Here is a 19,143-nt window from a genome sequence, read left to right as displayed (position 1 = left end):
GACTTGGAAACTATCTCATCAAATTAGTTCCCCCATAGAACCCCCTTGAGCCATCTGGCACACTTTTCTCTTTTTGTCAAATTTTATGTTAAGAAAGATGTGACTAATGGATAGCTTATCAAGGGGGGCAGGGGGGATCGAACTTAAAATCCATTTTTAATTTAATTATAACCCAGCTACTTAAGTGTTATTTTTCGCCTTTATTGTTTAAAGAGGGATGGCGGTTTCTAGGGAAATTTTAAGATTCCTGTTCTCAGAAATCCTATAGTTAAGTTTTTCAAAACCAATAACTTCGCCTTTTTGATTTTTCATTAAAATAACTTCGTCGCCGGTTTCTTCGCAGAGATATTCTGAAGAGCGATCGCCAAACCACACGGTTAAGGTATTGCCCATCGGATCATAATAAACGTTTACTTCTGCCATAAAATTTCCCCTTCTTTAATTGCATCGGTGGGATAAGTGGTAATTAGGAAGCCATCACCATTGAGTTTTCGGATAATGGCACAGAGCCAACGTTTTGGTCGTTGAAGTTTATAAAAAAGATAAACATTAGGGTCACTGCGGCTACGTCGAATTTCATCAGGTTGGCTAAGGGTTTCTTGGACTAATTTTTCTTGTCCTTTCATTATAGGATGTTTTATCTGGGTGATAATCCTAAATCCTTTGAGTATAGGCTACTTATGAAGACAGGCACTCATGCAAGAGGCAAAAGGCAAAAAGGGGAATAAATAATCAGTCTTTAATAACCGGATTTAGTATAACCTATCCCTGCGTCTTCATCGGCCCGCATCCTGTAGGGGCGAAGCATTCGGGCAATAACCTATTGCTGAAACCGTAGATTTTCTATCCGAATGCTTCGCCCGTACTTTTTCAGCACAGAAAACGGGTTTCTCCGAGAAACCCGTTTTCTACTCATGGACACCCCCCTTATCAAGGGGGCAGGGGGGATCGACACCCCCCTTATCAAGGGGGGCAGGGGGGATCAGCACCCCCCTTATCAAGGGGGGCAGGGGGGATCGACACCCCCCTTATCAAGGGGAGCAGGGGGGATCGAACCCAAATAACCAGATTTAGTATAACTCCTAAACTAATACACTTGTACTATAGCTTGCCCCAAAAAATTCCAGAAAAGGGAATGAGGGTAAAAAGGGAAAAAAAGAGAAAAAGGGTTACAGGGTCCTCCCAGCACCGCACACCACCCGAAAACCGTAGCTGAGGTCGCCGACGCGGCGGTAGTAGTTGCAGCGGTAAGCGGAACGGCAGTAATCTGGATTGCTGTACCAAGAACCGCCCCGCAACGGAGAACGATTATCATCCCCATTTTCTATCCAGGCACTGCCATCCCTCGGCGCACCGTCATAGTTATCGTGCCAGGTATCGGCGCACCATTCCCAGACATTACCGTGCATATCGTACAGCCCGAAGGCATTGGGGGGAAATTGTCCCACGGGAGTCGTTTCTTCTCGATATTCTCCCTTCGCTTCCTCGGCGTAGGTTTTGCTGGCATCGTAGTTGGCCAATTCCCCCGTAATGGTTTCCCCAAAGTGAAAGGCGGTTGTTGTCCCCGCTCTACAGGCATATTCCCATTCTGCCTCACTCGGTAGTCGGTATTCCCTTCCCGTTAGTTTCGATAATCTCGCACAAAATTCGACGGCATCGTACCAGTTGACTTGTTCCACGGGTCTATCCCGGCGCGTGGACGATCCCCCCCTATCTTTAAAGTGGGAGGGATCAGGATCAAGGTCTTTTTCTACTTTCAAATCCGTGCGAGAGGCAACTGCTCTCCACTGTGCCTGGGTGATGGGATACTTGCCCATGAAAAAGGTGGAGACAGTAACCTCATGTTGAGGGCGTTCATCCTTAAAACTATCTTTCTCATTTGGCGGTGAACCCATCAGGAAAGTTCCCCCCGGGATAGCGACCATGGTCAGTCTATAGTTTTGATTTTCTTTCCGGTTGCCAACTTCTGGAAGGTTTTCATCGTAAAAATAGGCTTTAACAGGTTTTCTCTCGATAACTTGGCCTGTTTTATTAACCAATACCGTTTCTGCGGTAAAAAGGAAAAGGTTTTCATCGTAGGGAACAATAGCGGCTACTTCGTCTATTAAACGTTTTTGTCGGGTTCCTTCGTCTTCCGAGGAAAGTTGAAGGACATTGCCAACGTGGTTTAAATCCCCTCTAGAATAGGCGGCAATCGTTTTATTAAGCAATAATAAGGGTTCATAATCGGCTAAAGCAGCCGATATATTTTCTAATAAAGCTGTCAATCTCACAAGACGCACTCGGTTATTATTTTTGATAGCTTCTGCTAGTACCTGTTTGATTTCATTGACCGCTTGACTGGGTTTTAGGTAGGCAAGAGCTAACCATTGTTGATTTTGCCAATAAACCGATTGTGAGCAATAATCACCGATTTGTTCCTGAATATAGGTTTGTAACTGATAGGCCAGAGATTTGAGTTCCTCTGGGGTTAATTTTTCTAATAGTAGTTTACGAACATCGGGAGACATTTCATAAAGTTCTCGATCTATTTTGCGGACTAAACTGGACAGTAAAATATCAGCGATCGCATACCAGGGAGCTTGATTATTTTTATCTTGATGTTGACGCAGATAATAAAGTAAATTAGGTGATAAACTAAGGGGAAATGCCGCTCGTTTCGCTAGTTCTCTGGTGTTTAGTTCGTTTTCTTTTTCAAATAATCTTAAACGGCTTTCTGCGCTAAAAAAATCTTCATCCTCATCCCAATTATCCCCTTGTTGAAATTGATTAGGATTAAATGGAAAATGACGGGGTGGGATAGCTTCTTCTTTTAGCCATGTTATCAAGTTTTCCCAGTCCTCTGTGGTTAGTTCAAACATGGAAAAATTGGGTATATCTTCAGCTAAATCAGCAATATCCCAGGCAGTTGTCCCATACCATCGATGATAGGGTAAGGGGTTTAACCATGCGACTCGGCTAAATCTTCGGCTAAATCGTCGGATAAGGGTTTCTGTTGCGCTCAAGCGCTCTTCTACATAACGTTTTCTAGCGGCACCCGCATCACTAAGAATTAGACAACTGGTTACTTCCGGAGAATAGTTAGAGAGAACTTTGGTTAAAGATTGACTTTCCCAACCGTTTTCTTGTCGTAAAACCTCGTCTCTAATCAGATTATCAAAGTAAAAATGGGGAACATTTGCCCAAGTTTGCTTCATTATCCTACCAAATCCTGCAAAGGGAATCATCGAGTCAGAACAATCAATAAAAATAATAATTTCTCGGCGATAAAGTTGTTTCTTTTGGTAAATTATTTGATCAAAAAAGCCTCGTTTAGCCGTTGCCATCACCGTAGCTTTTAGATCCCAAGTTTGTCGAGGACTTTCTAGGGGTAATGGACGCAGTTGCTGCCAACTTTCTTGTAACTTAGCGATGCCAATAGGATAATAATCAGGATTATCTAGGGATGTGATTTTTTTTCGCTTTTCAATAGCTGTGGCAATTTGTGGAAATGAAGTCTCCGGTGCTATTTGTGTATCCCCAGAAGGGGTAATTTCTAATGAGGGAGATTCCCTATCATCCATCGGGTTTATGATTTTGCTAATCGATTCTTCTGGATGGCGAATAGGTGTTTTTTGGGCTATTTCTATATTTATTTCTGGTTGGAATTGTAGCATCTCTGTCCAGGCCTGATCAAACTTTTGTTTTTCTTTCGGGGATTTAACCCATAAAGCTTGACAAAGAAGTTTAATTTTAGGATTGTCTAAGTTGGGATTTTCTTGAATAGCAATATCAGAATCATTGGCGAGTTTTTGAATTAGGTAATTTTCCACCCGATAATATTGTTCAATAGACAGCAGAAATCCTTCTTCGTCTCTGAGTTGATAAAATAGGTCAAGTAGGGGGGATGTCATTGGCTTTTTTAACCTCTTGTTCCATAATCTTGTAAATCGGTACGGCTTTTTAGTAAAACACTAGCGTGGGGTAATTTGTCCTCTTTTAATTTGGCGATAATTTCTTCAGGTTTGTACTTGAGCAACGATTTAAACCAGGCTATTAATTCACTGGTGCTAACTTTTTTTTCTCCTTCAGATTTAGTCTCGTCTTGTGATGTTCTCACTTCCTGAAAACGGTCCACTGCTTTGATGATAACCTCTTGTTCAGCGTCGGTAAACCGTTCGGTTAATATTTTTCTTAATCTTTCTTGGTTGGGTAGCTCAATATAGTGATAAATGCAACGTCTCAGAAAAGCATTGGGTAAGTTTTTTTCTTGATTACTGGTAATGATAATCAGAGGAAAAGCTTGATCATTTGCTTGAATTAAATATCCTGTTTCTTTAATGAAAAAACGACGAGATTCAATGGCTAAAAGTAAATCATTAGGAAAATCTCGATCTGCTTTATCTATTTCATCAATTAATACTACCGATTGTTCTTGCTTATCTTGACTTTGTTTAAATGCTTTACCCAAGGGTTGTAAATCAACCCAATCCTTTGAAGTAGCTGGATTTTTTGGCTCAGAAGAAGATTCTTCTATTTCTTTTTGGCTTAAAATTCCGCTAATTTGAGCAGCTTGTAAACGACCAATATAATCATATTGATAGAGACTATCTTCCGCTTTACTTGTAGATTGAACTATCCACTCATAATATTTTATAGGATTACTTTCCTGACGATAATTAAATTCATAAACTAACGCATGAGCTAGACGACTTTTGCCACATCCCGGCTCACCTTCTAGTAACAAAGGCATTCCCAATTCAATAGCCAAGTTAACAACTTCTATTAACTCATCACCTGCGTCATAGGGATAAATTTTCTGTTGAATCGGTTCATAATAAAGATCCGATTTGGGTTGAATTTTTCCCGTGTAGGTTAAGGATAGTTTTGCCATCTATTTTCCCTCGATAATTGTCCTTGAAATTGTTGATAAAAAGCTTTCAGTGTGTCTTCTATCTTGCCTTGATTGCTATTTTTCCATAATTCCTGCAAGGTAGATTTAAATAAGTCTGTGGTTTCATCCTGTAAGTCACAACCTAACTGAAGTTGTTGAGCAAAAGTAGGAATAATTTCCTGAAAAGACCGTTGTTCAAAGCAAGAGTCAATCTGTAAGCGGTGAATAGGAAATTCTGATAATCTGTCGCTATCTCTCCAATCATTCCCTTCTCCATAATCTAACCAAATCATTAATAAAAAGCCCGGAATGGGACTATTTTGTATTTTACTAGCTTTTTTGGTTAAGTTTTGCCAAAATGAATCAATGTCCTTTAAACGGGAAAAGTCTGCACAATCAATTCCTTCAAAAATCAAACAAAAATTATTAGCTTTTAAATTTTTAATTCCTCCAGAATTATTGAAAAAATGTTCATGAAGACTATAGCTATCCCATTCTTCTTGACCATCTCCTTGAAATTTAAAAACAATAGGTTTAACGGGCAAATTATTAGTGATCAAGATTTCTTTTTCTAAACGACGCAAACACAAAACACGATATTGATGAGGACAAGGCGGAATATAAATAGTGCCTTCTCGTAAAGGTTTAGCAGCTATTGAACTGGTAAATTTTACTAGATTAGTGTAATTAAATTCTGTTAAAATATCATAAATCTTCCCATTATTTGTTCGTTGATTTTTTAGGTTTTGATGATGATTTTGACAACATTCTAAGCTTTCAAAATCTCGGTCTAATACTTCACAATAAGCTTGAACAATATAAGACTGTTTAGCGGTTCGCCCTTTTTTTCCTAGTCCATATTTTTGTTCAGTACAAAACCGCAAACTATCTCCAGATATGCCAATTACCTTTAAAATAGACGAATCTAATAAAAAATTCAGAACCTCATCAAAGGTTAAATGAATTAAATTATCATTAATATCTTCAATTCTGGGTGTATTTATTTTATTTTGAGTAATGTAGTCGCTTTTCTTCTCATTTTCAAATCCTTGAAACTTAGATTTATTTTGTAAGTACAATTTCTTACCCTTTGGTCTTAAAACCTCTTTAGTTGCTCCAGATTGTGGCTGAGATTCTGTCATCCAATCTTTCAAGACATTCAATGGAATGGTATAACTGGAAGTTTTTGTTTGACTACGGTATTCTTCGAGAAATGCCTCAAGTAACCATCGACTTGCTTCTATTAATATTTGCTCTGTTTTCTCCGAAGCACAAGAATAGTCTCCCTCATAAGCATCTTTAGCCTTACGAAGGGTTTCTACATCTTCATCCCATAATCTGATTTCGCCAGACCTTAACATAAATCTCGTCAAACGTCAACCTACCATCTGATCCACTTTTTGATCCCCTTTTGCCAGCATTTGCTGAAAGCATTTTAATCAACTTGTCCTCAAAAAACAAGCCATAAGGCGACAGGAGCAAAATCTATGAATTTCTGGCAAAAACATAAAGCGGACATTGACGTGATTTGCCGCATCATCACCACTTTAGCTGCTTTGGCTAGTTTGGGTGTTCAGGTGGGGGAGTTAAAGATTCCCCAAAGCGAGATTCTTCCCCCTATCCCTGAGGTTCAGGTGGAATTAAATATCAGATGAACGTAGGTTGGGTTGAAGCATGAAACCCAACGCCTGCATGGGTTACGCTACCGCTAACCCATCCTACAAATAATTTTGCCTCCCTACTTAAGACGTATTTAAATCGCTTATTCTTAGATTAGCCGAATCTCCTCCCCCCTTGCCCCCCGATGTCGGGTAGGGTTGGGGGGGTTGCCTCTTGCCTCATCTCAACAGGCAATTTAAATTACGAACAGCTTTTTTCATAAGACTGGACCAAAACGAGGGTGAGTTAATAAGATAACCCACCCTGAAAGAGATTTAGCGATCAACTGACCCCATAATAATATCAATACTGCCTAAAATCGCCATAATATCGGCAACTTTTACCCCTTTGAGGATATGCGGCAGAATTTGAAGATTATTAAAATCGGCGGCCCGAATTTTCCAACGCCAAGGGAAAACATCATCATTACCGACGATAAAGATACCTAATTCCCCTTTACCACTTTCCAAGCGCACATAATGTTCACCTTTAGGAATCTTAAAAGTGGGGGCGACTTTTTTGGCGATATATTGATAGTCAAAATCATTCCAAGCTGATTTTTTCCCTTCTGCCATCCGTTTCGCTTCCAGATTTTCGTAGGGACCACCGGGTAAACCTTTCAGTGCTTGCCGGATAATTTTCACCGATTCGCGCATTTCCCGAATCCGCACCAGATAACGAGCAAAACAATCGCCGGCTGTTTCCCAATGCACTTCCCAGTCAAAATCGTCATAACACTCGTAATGGTCAACTTTTCTTAAATCCCATTTCACCCCGGAAGCGCGTAACATCGGACCAGATAAACCCCAGTTAATCGCTTCGTCTCTGGTAATGCAGCCTATCCCTTCAATACGACGTCGGAAAATCGGGTTATTAGTGATTAATTTCTCGTATTCGTCCACTTTGGGGTCAAAATAGTCACAGAAATCCACGCACTTATCCACCCATCCGTAGGGTAAATCTACCGCCACGCCACCAATACGGAAATAATTATTATTAATTAACCGCATTCCCGTGGCAGCTTCCCAGAGGTCATAAATCATCTCCCGTTCCCGGAAAATGTAGAAAAAGGGAGTTTGTGCGCCTACATCCGCCATAAAGGGGCCTAACCAGAGTAAATGGTTAGCGATGCGGTTGAGTTCCAACATAATCACCCGGATATATTGCGCTCGTTTGGGAACGGCGATATCGGCTAATTTTTCGGGAGCATTGACCGTAATCGCCTCATTAAACATCCCTGCGGCGTAATCCCAACGACTAACGTAGGGAACGTACATGACATTAGTGCGATTTTCGGCAATTTTTTCCATGCCCCGATGAAGATAACCGATTACGGGTTCACAGTCAATCACGTCTTCCCCGTCAAGGGTGACGATTAAGCGCAAAACTCCGTGCATCGAAGGGTGATGGGGTCCCATGTTTAAAACCATGGGTTCTGTTCTCGTTTCAATTTTTGCCATAGGGCTACCGATGATCCCGAAAATCTTTTTAAAGTTATTATAGGTAAACGCTTCGACAATACACAAGGACTATCGGGTATCAGGAGGCGGCTGGCAGGATTTAGGAGGCAGTCACGATGCAACAAGTTACACTGTCAAGCATGAAAATATTCTGATCCTAAATCCAGTTATTAAAAACTGATTATTTATTCCCCCTTTTGCAGGAGTGCCTCTCCTGATATGTAGCCTATACTCAAGGGATTTAGTATTACTTGAGATCTGATTACTCAATCCAAGCTTTTGGGGGGTTCTACCCCCCAAACCCCCCGTTGGGGGCGTGGCGCCGCCCCCAAACCCCCCGCGCATTAGTTTTTCGGTGGGATGCTTACACGCAGCCGCTGACACATCTGTAATGATTTGAGAGTCACTCCCCTTGCAGGAGTGTCTCTGCTGATATGTAGCTTATACTCAACGGATTTAGTATGATCGACGAATTGGCGTTATTTCAGCTTCTATTTTCAAGTCAGTCAGGATTTAGGAGATTATTTTTATTTATTCTCCCCATTTCCCCATTTCCCCACCTCCCCACTTCCCCACTTCCCCACACCCCCACTTCCCCGCTTGATCGAGTACAATAGAGTGTTCAGCAAAAGCGATCAGCTATTAGCTTTGATTAGTCCTTCGGTAAGAATATAAACCAGAGAAAAGAGCCATTAAGAGCGGCAATCAGCTGAAAAAGCTCAAAAACTGAATTTTAGGCTGAAGGCTGACGGTAGCTTGCTGAAAGCTGAATCCCGTTGATAATTTTTTTACTTGAATCACCGTGGTTATCCAAATCGAATCAACTCAAAACTACGAAACTAAAACCCAAGAGATCGCTAGACAACTTTTAGCCGAAACTCGGGAAAAAAAAGGTCTTTGGTCTGCTTTACAGGATCAAATGCGTTGGGATGATAAATTACTCGATTGGGCAATGTCTAACCCCAATTTACGAGTACAATTATTCCGTTTTATTGACTGTTTACCCGCTTTACGCAGTAATGCCGAGATCGCTAATCATCTCCAACAGTACCTCGGTGATGCTTCCGTAGAACTGCCCAGTGCGCTGAAAAGTATCCTCAACTTTAGTGATCCTAACTCCCTACCGGCTCAAACGGCCGCCAGTCTGATCAGTAAATCCGTAGAAACCTTAGCTCGTAAGTATATCGCCGGGGAAGACCTAGAGCAAATTACTCGCACTGTCACCCGTCTGCGGAAGGAAAAAATGGCTTTTACCATAGATCTCCTCGGTGAAGCGGTAATTACTGAAGCGGAAACCCAAGTTTATCTACAAAGTTATCTCGATTTAATGACCCATTTGGCTCAAGAAGCGACCAAATGGAATAAAGTTAGCCAAATTGATGAAGCGGACGGCGACTTACTACCACAAGTGCAGGTTTCTGTCAAGCTAACTGCCTTTTATTCTCAGTTTGATCCCATGGATCCGATTGGTAGTAAGGAAAAAGTTTGCGATCGCATTCGCCTACTGTTGCGACGCGCTCAGGAGTTAGGGGTGGCAGTCCATTTTGATATGGAACAGTACGTTTATAAAAACCTCACCCTGGCTATCCTGAAAGAATTACTCCTAGAAGAAGAATTTCGCAGTCGTACCGATATTGGCATCACCCTACAGGCATATTTAAGAGATTCTGCCCAAGATTTACAAGATTTAATTAATTGGGCCAAAAAGCGCGGTTATCCCCTGACTGTCCGGCTAGTCAAAGGCGCTTACTGGGATCAGGAAACGATTAAATCTCGGCAAAATCATTGGCCACAGCCGGTATATAACGAAAAATCGGCCACAGATGCCAATTATGAACGGATGACGCGGTTATTATTGGAAAATCATCAATATTTATACGCCGCCATCGGTAGTCATAACGTGCGATCGCAAGCCTTGGCCTGTGCGATCGCAGAAAGTTTAGAAATTCCCCGTCGTCGCTTTGAAATGCAGGTATTGTACGGCATGGGCGACCAATTAGCCAAAGCGTTAGTGAAGCGGGGTCATCGGGTGCGGGTTTATTCCCCCTACGGACAACTCTTACCCGGTATGGCCTACCTAATCCGCCGTTTATTAGAAAATACCGCTAATAGTTCCTTCCTAAGGCAAAATTTGGAGGATCGTCCCGTGGAAGATTTAATCGCAGCCCCCCGGGTTTTAGGCAAGGATAACCCGATTATCGCCGGTTTTCCTAATGCCGCCGATACAGATTATGCCAACGAGCAATTGCGAAATAAAGCGAGTCAAGCCCTTACTTTTGTCAAAAATTCCCTCGGTAAGACCTATTTACCCCTAATTAACGGCGAATACGTCGCCACCAATGTTCAAATTAATTCCGTTAATCCCTGTAACCCGCAGGAAATAGTGGGTAAAGTGGGCTTAATTGAGGTGGAACAGGCAGAAAAAGCGATCATAGCGGCGAAACAGGCTTTTCCCGCGTGGAAACGCACTCCAGTGGCTAAAAGAGCCGAAATACTGCGAAAAGCGGCGGATTTGATGGAAGCGCGACGACACGAGTTATCGGCCTGGATTTGTTTGGAAGTGGGCAAAGTTATCCAACAGGCGGATCCGGAAGTGTCAGAAGCGATCGATTTTTGCCGTTATTACGCCTCCGAGATGGAAAGACTGGATTTAGGGCATAATTTCGACGTAGCAGGTGAGAATAATCGTTATTCCTACCAACCCCGGGGTATTGCTTTAGTGATTTCTCCCTGGAATTTCCCCCTAGCCATTGCGGTGGGGATGACAGTAGCAGCTTTAGTAGCCGGTAACTGTACGCTATTGAAACCTGCCGAGACTTCTTCGGTAATTACGGCGAAATTTGCCGAGATTCTCCTAGAAGCGGGTATTCCTGCCGGAGTCTTCCAATATATCCCGGGTAAAGGTTCGCAAGTGGGGGCGCATTTGGTTAGCCATCCCGATGTTCACCTAATCGCCTTCACCGGTTCACGAGAAGTGGGCTGTCGCATCTATACAGATGCCTCCATCGTGCAAAAGGGTCAAAAACACCTAAAACGAGTTATCGCCGAAATGGGCGGCAAAAATGCCCTAATTGTCGATGAGAGTGCCGATTTAGATCAGGCCGTTGTCGGTGCGGTTAAGTCCGCTTTTGGCTACACCGGCCAGAAATGTTCGGCCTGTTCGCGGATAATCGTTCTGGAAAGCGTCTATGATAGCTTTGTTGATCGCTTTGTCGAGGCTACCAAGTCCCTCAATATCGGGCCGACGGATTTACCGAGTACGGAAGTAGGACCGGTTATCGACGAGAAAGCTCAAGCAAGAATTCGGGAATACATCGAAACTGGTAAAAAAGAGGCAGAATTGGCTCTAGAAATGCCAATTCCAGAAGTGGGTTACTTCGTCAGTCCCACCGTCTTTAAAAATGTTCCCCCTGATGCGGTAATAGCGATGGAGGAAATTTTTGGTCCAGTGGTGGCGATTATCAAAGTGAGCAATTTCGAGGAAGCTTTAGCTGTAGCTAACGGAACCGACTATGCTTTAACCGGTGGCTTATATTCTCGCACTCCTGCCCATATTAACCGAGCTATGCAGGAATTTGAAGTGGGAAACCTCTATATTAACCGGGGAATCACTGGCGCGATTGTCTCCCGTCAACCCTTCGGGGGTTTCAAGATGTCGGGGGTAGGTTCCAAGGCTGGGGGTCCCGATTATCTGCTGCAATTCCTCGAACCTCGTCACATCAGCGAGAATATTCAACGTCAGGGATTTGCACCGATTGAAGGGGCCGATTAAGCAATTTATAGCTAGGGTTTGCGGCAAAAAGTTTGTTGGTGGGGTTAGGAGTCAGTATTCTCCGAGTCAGTATTCTCCGAGTCAGGAGTCAGGAGTCAGGAGTCAGGAGTCAGGAGTCAGGAGTCATAATAAATCCAGTTATTAAAAACTGATTATTTATTCTCCGTTTTGCCTTCTGCATGAGTAGAAAACGGGTTTCTCGGAGAAACCCGTTTTCTGTGCGTTACTCAGGAATCAGGAGTCGGTCGTCAGGAGACTATTGTTATTTGTTTTCCCTTCTCCCTGCTCCCTTCCCCCCACTTCCCTATCTCCCCACTCCCCTATCTCCCCCCGCAACGCGCACGAAGTGGTCTCCCCACTGTCCTAGACTTTTTAAACAGGATTTAGTATGACAGGGGACTCCCCAGCTGTTGTCTTTCCTAGCTGATTTCTTGGCTGTCAACCTACTGCTATATACTTAAGTTGAGAATTGCCTCAGCCTATCAAGAAAAGACTATGACGATTGAAACCGTTGCCACAAAACCCTTTAGTGACCAGAAACCGGGGACTTCTGGATTGCGAAAATCCGTTCCCGTTTTTCAACAACCCCATTATCTGGAAAATTTTATTCAAGCTATCTTCAATACTTTAGACGGTATCGAGGGTCAAACCCTAGTTGTCGGTGGAGATGGTCGTTATTATAACCGTCAAGCTATTCAAACTATCCTGAAAATCGCCGCCGCTAACGGTATCGGTAGAATACTCGTGGGAACCGATGGTATTGTCTCCACTCCCGCTATTTCTGGGTTAATTCGCGAAAATAACGCTTTTGGCGGTATTGTTCTCTCCGCTAGTCATAACCCCGGCGGTCCGGAGGGCGATTTTGGCATTAAGTACAATATTACTAACGGCGGACCGGCCCCGGAAAATATCACCGATGCAATTTATGCCGAGACTAAGGTGATTAGCAGTTATAAAATCCTCTCAGGGGCCGATATTAATCTCGATCGCCCCAGTTCCTTTAAACTGGGAACTATGGATGTGGAAGTGATCGATGCGGTTACTCCCTACGTCAAAATGATGGAAAAGATTTTTGATTTCGATCGCATTCAAGCCCTACTCACTTCTGGTAAGTTTAAAATGTGCATGGATTCTCTCCATGCGGTGACGGGTCCCTACGCTTATGCCATATTTGAACAGCGTTTAGGCGCGCCCAAAGGTACAGTATTAAATGGTATTCCCCTAGAGGATTTTGGTGGTGGTCATCCCGATCCTAACCTAGTCTATGCCCATGATCTGGTAGAAATTCTCTTCGGTCAAGATGCACCCGATTTTGGGGCTGCTTCCGATGGAGATGGCGATCGCAATATGATCCTCGGTCGGAATTTTTTTGTCACCCCTAGTGATAGTTTAGCTGTACTAACTGCCAACGCTCATCTAGTACCGGGCTATCAAAATGGTATCACGGGAGTGGCGCGATCGATGCCCACCAGTGCGGCGGCCGATCGAGTAGCGGCTAAACTGGGAATTGACTGTTATGAAACTCCTACCGGTTGGAAATTCTTCGGTAATTTGTTAGATGCGGGGAAAGCAACCCTTTGCGGGGAGGAAAGTTTCGGCACGGGTTCCAATCATATTCGCGAAAAAGATGGTTTATGGGCGGTTCTTTTCTGGTTAAATATTTTGGCAGTTAAAGGGGAATCTGTAGAGGAAATTGTTCGCAGTCATTGGCAAGAATTCGGTCGTAATTTCTATTCTCGTCATGATTATGAAGAAGTCGCCTTAGAACCGGCAAAAGAGATGATGGCACGTCTCCAGAAGTTGGTTTTAGACCTTAAGGGTCAACAATTTGGTAACTATGAAGTGGAATATGCCGATGATTTTAGCTATACGGATCCCGTGGATGGTAGTGTGAGTAAAAATCAAGGCATTCGCATTGGTTTTACCGATGGTTCTCGGATTATTTATCGTCTATCGGGTACGGGAACTAAAGGAGCAACTCTCCGGGTTTATCTAGAAAGTTATGAACCGGATGCGAGTAAACACGATATCGACACCCAAAAGGCCCTACAACCCTTAATTGATTTAGCCGAAGAAATCGGTCAAATTCGTCAATCTACCGGACGGGAACAACCCACGGTTATTACCTAAAATCTAGGGATCAGCTATCAGTTTTTATCGGGGAAATTTTTGACCTGCTCATCACTAATTAGGGTTTGCGGCAAAAAGTTTTTCGTGGGGGTAGGGTGTGGGGTGTGGGGTGTGGGGTGTAGGGTTTTACCGATTTTGAGGGGGTCAACTACCTAATTTTCAGGGAAAAAGTCCCAGAATTTTCCCCCCCATCACTCCCAGATCTGGTACTTTTTGAGGGAAAAAAAGTCTAAAAGTCTTATCCAACAAGGTTTTTAGATTTATTCAGCAAACCTTAATTACTTTCAGTAATTGCTTTGTGGTACAATTTCTGAATTCCCGTCACTAATTTATCTAACATCGATCGATGGCTATCATGAGTCGGATCGAAACTCTGCACTTTGGTTAATAATTTCGCTTCCTGTATATCCACGTCGTCATCGCTATAGATTAAAGTGCTAATCGATGCTAGTAGATCTTGATAGATTTCTGGACTAGGATTATCGCCTAAATAGGACTCTAACCATCGATAACATTCACCGGTTTTAACTGGTTTTAGTTCCGATAATAGTGGTTTTATCTCCGGATCATCATCAAGTTTTTCCCTTACAGCTACCTGTCGTAAATAATTTCTTTCTGATGGTTGAATGACACCATCAATCCAAGCAACACCGATGAGAATTTTCAGTAATTGTTTATTTTTCATCTCACACTTCCTTGACTAACTTAGCCATAAAAAAACCGTCTTGATTATGCCGATGGGGTAACACTTCGATCGCTCCCGTTTCTGTATAGTATTCTGAGACGCATGAATTAGAGTCAGGAGTGGCCATTTTCCAATCGGGATGAGCGGCTAAAAACTGCTCGATCACTCTTTCATTTTCTAACGGATCCAGAGTACAGGTGGCATAAACTAAGATTCCCTTCGGTTTTACCCAAGTGGCAGCCGAGGCTAAAAGTTCCCCCTGTCGTTTGGCTAGTACGGGTAAATTTTCGGGTGTTTGTCGCCAACGTATATCAGGACGCTTGTGCAGGGTTCCCAGTCCTGAACAGGGAGCATCGATTAGTACACGATCGGCGATGCCGTGCCACTGGGGACGATCGCGACTATCCCCTAGATGTATTTCGATCGCTTTTAAGTCTAATCTTTTAATATTGGCTTCTAACTGTCGTAAACGGGATGCCGTTTGATCACAGGCTAATATTCTACCCCGATCGCCCATTAATTCGGCAATATGAGTGGTTTTTCCCCCCGGTGCCGCGCAAGCGTCGATAATTGTCTCTCCGGGCTGGGGATCGAGTAGATAAGTGACTAATTGGGCGCTAATATCCTGTAGAGTGTAATTTCCGGCTCGAAATCCCTCTAAACGCTCAATATTGCCTAAACCAGAGGTTAAACGGCAAGCTAGAGGTAACTTAAGATGATTAAAAGTTATATTGGCTGATTCTAACTCATTTTCTAGGGCTTCTCGGCTAGTTTTCAGGGGATTAATCCTAATATCGAGGTCAGGAGAGCGATTAAACCATTGACACAGTTGTTCCGTTTCCGTAACACCAAAGCGATCTAACCACAATTGCACCAACCAATCGGGGAAACTGTGGAGAATACCCAATCTAGAAGCGGTATTTTCCGGTAAAAGTAAAGGATCGTCGCCATTAGCAGTTAAACGGAGATATTGCCGCAGCATTCCGTTAACCACCGCCGCTAATTTGCCTAAATGACTGATTTTAGTTAATTCTACCGCCGTATTCACCGCCGCCGATGGGGGAATCTGGGATAGATAACGCAGTTGATAAAGACCAATATGAAGAATTCGCCGTAAATCCGGGGGTTGCTGGGCCGCGGTTTTTTTCCCCAGGCGATCGAGCAGCGCATCCAAAGTTCTTTGTCGGCGCACTATACCATAAACAATCTCCGTTGTCAAGGCTTTGTCAAGACAATTTAAGGAACTAGCGGACAAATGGCGATCAAGAGCGCGATCGGGATAGGCGGAGGAGCGATCGATATCGCGTAAAATCAGCAAAGCCAGCTGACGAGCATTATTCATGCAGTTTCTAGACGATTGCGGAGGAATTGGCGTAAAATAGTCAGTGCCGGAATGGGGATTTCGTGGCCCATATTTAACTCGTGATATTCGACGTTAACCCCCAAACCAAGCAGTAAATCTCTGGCTTGACGAGCAGCAGCGATAGGAACGACGGGATCCTGCTTACCATGAACAATTAAGACATTTTGGGGACCTTGGGGATGGGGTTCACCGTGCAGATAACCACTCAGGGAACCCAATCCCGCCAAGGGTAAAGATAAACCCACATCCAGCGTCATCGCTCCCCCTTGGGAAAAACCAGTCAAAAAAGTCCGCTCTAGGGGAATACCGGTAGTTGCTTCTAGGGAAATAATCCAATCCTGCAACTGTTGACGACTAGCGACTAAACCTTGATAATCGGAGGTTTCTAGCGCATACCAGGCGCGTCCCCCCGGCACTTGGGGATGATCGAAGGGAGCATTGGGAAACAAAAATTGACAATCAGCCAGATCCAACATCGATGCAAGGGGGGCCAGATCCATGGCATCTGCACCCCAACCGTGCAGCATGATCACTAGATAGCGAGCGGGATTTTCCGGGGAAGGGGGAATGACAATCGGGTTAAAAGACAGAGTTTTTTCCTCGCAATTCTCTTTTTTCTCTATTCTATAGCGATTTTCCCCAGGGTGAGATGGGTGTTGGGGAGTCTTTTCAGTGATCAGTGATCAGTGAAAAGAAAACTCCGATTACTACCCCCGTCCTCTCTCGGAGAAGGTTTGAGGATGAGGACAATTAACCAGAGTTGCCACTACTTTGGAAAAATGGTCTTAGTCGTTGTTGTCAGCAACTACTAAAATTAATTAATATATCCGCCCCTCACCGTCAAGCTAAAACTAGAGAGAATGATCTGGCTATTATCACCCACCCCAGCCTTGAGCCGGTGAAAATGCGGGCTAATTGGGAATTTTTCGGCAAAAAAGTGATCTACACCTGTTAACAGGCAATTTATCCCTCGAATGAGCTACAATTATCGGTTAAACGTGGTTAATAGCGAGCAGATGCGTCGCATCGAAGGGGCGATTTTTGCCTCCGGTATGCCTGTGGCCGCTTTGATGGAAAAGGCAGCCCTGTTAACGGCACAACAGCTTAAAAAGTCCTATTCTTTGGCTGATTTCCCCAAAATCGGCGTTATCGTCGGACCAGGCCACAATGGCGGCGATGCTCTCGTAATTGCTAGAGAATTACATCTCGCCGGTTATCAAGTATCTCTTTTTTGTCCGATCGCCAAACTCAAGGATTTAACAGCACAACAGGCTAATTATGTCAAGCATTTAGGCTTAATTTTTCAGGAAACTTTAGAATCTTTAGAGGATTGTCAGTTAATTATCGATGGTCTTTTCGGTTTTGGTTTAGAAAGGACTTTATCGGGAGAGATTGCCGAATTAGTCGATAAAATTAATAGTTGGCAAAAACTGGTAATTAGTATCGATATTGCTTCGGGAATTCACACCGACACCGGAGAGGTTTTAGGCACGGCAATTAAAGCCACTCATACCTTTTGTTTGGGACTCTGGAAGCGAGCTTTTTTACAAGATTTGGCCTTACCTTATCTAGGTAAAGTGGAGTTAATTGACATAGGAATTAGCCCCCTTGACCTAGAAACAATTCTACAAGATTCACCGCCAATTCTGAGGGTTAATCCCGATCTAATTCGCCCTTATTTACCTTTACCCCGCCCTCTACTTACCCATAAATATCAGCAGGGACATTTATTAATTATCTGTGGTTCTCGTCGTTATGCAGGGGGGGCAATTCTTGCCGGATTAGGAGCGCGAGGTAGTGGTGTGGGAATGCTTTCGATTGCCGTTCCTGCTGCCCTTAAATCTTTATTAATTAGTCATTTACCAGAAGCATTAATTATCGATTGTCCCGAAACTACCACGGGAGCTATTGCCGAACTTCCCCTAGAATTAAATAATTATCATGTCCTCGCCTGTGGTCCTGGATTAACCACAGAAAATACCGCTATTATCGAACAGGTTTTAGATAGTGATAAACCGATTATACTCGATGCCGATGCTTTAAATATTTTGGCTCAATTCGGTATAGAAAAATTATCATCTCGCCAGAATAAGACAATTTTAACGCCTCATTGGGGAGAATTTAAACGCTTATTTCCTAACTTATCAGGTTCTCAAGATAGGATTAATATCACTCAAAAAGCATCCCAACAAAGTGGTGCAATTGTTTTATTAAAAGGAGCCAGAACTATAATCGCCTCGCCGGAAGGGAAAATGTATATAATCCCCGAAAGTACCTCCGCTTTAGCGCGAGGTGGTAGTGGTGATGTCCTAACAGGATTAATCGGCGGATTCTTAACCCAAATGCCGGATAATTCCCCGGAAGCAACCGCATTAGCGGCTTATTTACACGCTCAAGCCGGCATTTTAGCGGCCAAAGAAAGGACAGAATTAGGAGTAGATGGAGTAACTTTAGCTAATTATTTATTTGCTGCCCTTAAAGATTTAAATTAAACTCCGAGGGGAAACACACGCAACCCGAAAACCGAGTAAAATAGATCGGGGATTAAGTAGGTAGGTGTTAAAAATTGTCAGATTTCCCCCCTTATCAAGGGGGGATTAAGGGAGTATCAGAATTGATAATTTTTACTGTATCTAACATTAAAATATCTTTCATAATACCCACCAAACCTAAGAGAGCCAAAATAAGTAGTCGTGCAAAATAAATTTCCTAGTGAAGAAAGGCAAAAGGCAAGAGGCAAGAGGCAAAGAGGGGGTTAGATATGTGTAATTAATTTTGCTTAGGTACTTATTATTAATAGCATAAATGTACTGTATTTAAACTGAGTATGACCATTTTAGTACAAATGCTCGGACTGCCTTAACCTAGCTCCGGCGCTCCCTTCTCCGCTGCAGTCTTAAGGACTAATTTAGATAGTCGGCATTTGAGATAAAACATAAGGAATGTTAACCAAAACCACTTAACGTTAAGGAATTTTGATAAGTTGGAGATTGAACGAATCCGCGTCAGTCCCCACCCTCAGCAACGCACCGGTGGGGAAGGAAAGCGCGGCAATTGAGGGGGGTGGTGATTCGGTAGTAGTGATGGCGGCTTAATCCTTTGCTTTGCTGTGCATTGTAGTCATGGATAAAATACCAAAGGGCTCCCCAACGTGATTCTCCATTTTTTTAGAGAAAGATAGACTCTCTCTCACCAGCCGAG

14 protein-coding genes are annotated in these 19,143 nt (G+C 43.2%); 5 read left to right on the top strand and 9 right to left on the bottom strand.

Annotated elements, in window-relative coordinates; genetic code table 11:
- Positions 1 to 207: 207 nt before the first annotated feature.
- The 5 genes from IM456_RS01910 to IM456_RS01890 form a co-directional block, all read right to left on the bottom strand.
- Positions 208 to 423 carry a DUF2283 domain-containing protein gene (locus IM456_RS01910; RefSeq protein ID WP_002800147.1) on the bottom strand — a complete coding sequence of 72 codons (216 nt, stop codon included), beginning with the start codon at positions 421 to 423 and terminating at the stop codon, positions 208 to 210.
- A complete protein-coding gene (locus tag IM456_RS01905) occupies positions 411 to 626 on the bottom strand; it encodes a hypothetical protein (protein WP_071846534.1) in 216 nt (71 codons plus the stop codon). The genes IM456_RS01910 and IM456_RS01905 overlap by 13 nt, the downstream gene beginning before the upstream one ends.
- Before the next feature lie 543 nt (positions 627 to 1,169).
- A complete protein-coding gene (locus IM456_RS01900; RefSeq protein WP_287691199.1) occupies positions 1,170 to 3,893 on the bottom strand; it encodes a formylglycine-generating enzyme family protein in 2,724 nt (907 codons plus the stop codon).
- A gap of 8 nt (positions 3,894 to 3,901) precedes the next feature.
- Positions 3,902 to 4,873, bottom strand: a complete 972-nt coding sequence (locus tag IM456_RS01895) for an AAA family ATPase (protein ID WP_287691197.1) — start codon at positions 4,871 to 4,873, stop codon at positions 3,902 to 3,904.
- On the bottom strand, positions 4,855 to 6,234 hold the full coding sequence (locus IM456_RS01890) for a hypothetical protein (protein WP_287691195.1): 1,380 nt from the start codon (positions 6,232 to 6,234) through the stop codon (positions 4,855 to 4,857). Before IM456_RS01890 ends, IM456_RS01895 begins: the two co-directional genes overlap by 19 nt.
- A gap of 126 nt (positions 6,235 to 6,360) precedes the next feature.
- On the opposite strand from IM456_RS01890, the gene IM456_RS01885 reads away from it, so the two are divergent.
- Complete coding sequence (locus IM456_RS01885) at positions 6,361 to 6,528, top strand: hypothetical protein (protein ID WP_287691193.1); 168 nt, start codon at positions 6,361 to 6,363, stop codon at positions 6,526 to 6,528.
- Between the two features lie 279 nt (positions 6,529 to 6,807).
- On the opposite strand, the gene IM456_RS01880 is transcribed toward IM456_RS01885, so the two are convergent.
- Positions 6,808 to 7,992, bottom strand: a complete 1,185-nt coding sequence (locus tag IM456_RS01880) for an NAD(P)H-quinone oxidoreductase subunit H (protein WP_002760089.1) — start codon at positions 7,990 to 7,992, stop codon at positions 6,808 to 6,810.
- Between the two features lie 802 nt (positions 7,993 to 8,794).
- Here IM456_RS01880 and pruA point away from each other — a divergent pair.
- Positions 8,795 to 11,764, top strand: a complete 2,970-nt coding sequence (gene pruA, locus IM456_RS01875; RefSeq protein WP_287691191.1) for an L-glutamate gamma-semialdehyde dehydrogenase — start codon at positions 8,795 to 8,797, stop codon at positions 11,762 to 11,764.
- A gap of 495 nt (positions 11,765 to 12,259) precedes the next feature.
- Complete coding sequence (locus IM456_RS01870; protein WP_149987866.1) at positions 12,260 to 13,894, top strand: alpha-D-glucose phosphate-specific phosphoglucomutase; 1,635 nt, start codon at positions 12,260 to 12,262, stop codon at positions 13,892 to 13,894.
- A gap of 274 nt (positions 13,895 to 14,168) precedes the next feature.
- Here IM456_RS01870 and IM456_RS01865 read toward each other — a convergent pair whose 3' ends face one another.
- From IM456_RS01865 to IM456_RS01855, 3 genes are read right to left on the bottom strand one after another with little or no spacing between them, the layout of a single operon-like run.
- Positions 14,169 to 14,579 (bottom strand): tellurite resistance TerB family protein, encoded by a 411-nt coding sequence (locus IM456_RS01865; RefSeq protein WP_149987867.1) that lies wholly within the window; start codon positions 14,577 to 14,579, stop codon positions 14,169 to 14,171.
- A gap of 1 nt (position 14,580) precedes the next feature.
- Entirely contained in the window at positions 14,581 to 15,921 is a 1,341-nt protein-coding gene (locus tag IM456_RS01860) for a 16S rRNA (cytosine(967)-C(5))-methyltransferase (RefSeq protein WP_287691189.1), read from the bottom strand.
- Positions 15,918 to 16,511, bottom strand: coding sequence for an alpha/beta hydrolase (locus IM456_RS01855; protein WP_306342206.1), 594 nt, complete (start codon positions 16,509 to 16,511; stop codon positions 15,918 to 15,920). The genes IM456_RS01860 and IM456_RS01855 overlap by 4 nt, the downstream gene beginning before the upstream one ends.
- Positions 16,512 to 16,702: 191 nt before the next feature.
- Between IM456_RS01855 and IM456_RS01850 the strand changes: the two genes are divergently transcribed.
- Positions 16,703 to 16,897 (top strand): hypothetical protein, encoded by a 195-nt coding sequence (locus tag IM456_RS01850; protein ID WP_149987870.1) that lies wholly within the window; start codon positions 16,703 to 16,705, stop codon positions 16,895 to 16,897.
- A 19-nt stretch (positions 16,898 to 16,916) separates the two neighbouring features.
- On the top strand, positions 16,917 to 18,434 hold the full coding sequence (locus IM456_RS01845; protein WP_149987871.1) for an NAD(P)H-hydrate dehydratase: 1,518 nt from the start codon (positions 16,917 to 16,919) through the stop codon (positions 18,432 to 18,434).
- Positions 18,435 to 19,143: the final 709 nt, after the last annotated feature.

The organism is Microcystis sp. M079S1, assembly GCF_020246425.1.
Classification (GTDB): Bacteria; Cyanobacteriota; Cyanobacteriia; order Cyanobacteriales; family Microcystaceae; genus Microcystis; species Microcystis aeruginosa.
This window is presented reverse-complemented; position numbering and strand designations above follow the sequence as displayed.